This is a genomic window from Thioalkalivibrio denitrificans (genome assembly GCF_002000365.1).
Classification (GTDB): Bacteria; Pseudomonadota; Gammaproteobacteria; order Ectothiorhodospirales; family Ectothiorhodospiraceae; genus Thioalkalivibrio_A; species Thioalkalivibrio_A denitrificans.
Genome location: NZ_MVBK01000112.1, coordinates 1 through 378, shown reverse-complemented (window position 1 = coordinate 378; position 378 = coordinate 1). Strand labels below are relative to the sequence as shown.

Below are 378 nucleotides of genomic sequence, written 5' to 3'. Positions count from 1 at the left end.
AAGTCCGACAGGCTCCTAGCGCCTTACTGCACAAGACGTCCGTCGGGGTGATCCAGGCTCAGGCCGGTCACGCGCTGGCCGATGCAGGTGACGTATCCGGCGTAGCGGTCGCTCCCGTCGAGGCTGAAGTCGAAGCGGTACTCACGCCGCAGGCGAAGCCGCCCATCGGCACCCCTGCCCAGGCCGAGCCGGGTCTGTGCTACCGATTGATCCAGAAACTGCACCCGGAGTTCCGCGCACGCGTTGCGCGCCGCACGGACCACGCGCTCACGGCACCTGAGTGTGTCATTCACGTACCAGATCGCCAGTCCCGCGAGCAGCGCAATCAGCAAGGGGGTCATGGCGGGAGTTTAACGTAGAAGTGGGAGGCAGGAAGTG

Annotated in this window: 1 protein-coding gene; it reads right to left on the bottom strand. The window is 65.3% G+C overall.

What is annotated here, in order from left to right; translation table 11 throughout:
* Positions 1-23: 23 nt before the first annotated feature.
* The gene (locus tag B1C78_RS15500) at positions 24-341 is read right to left on the bottom strand and encodes a DUF3301 domain-containing protein (protein ID WP_077280075.1); all 318 of its coding nucleotides are present in this window, start codon (positions 339-341) and stop codon (positions 24-26) included.
* Between the last annotated feature and the right edge of the window lie 37 nt (positions 342-378).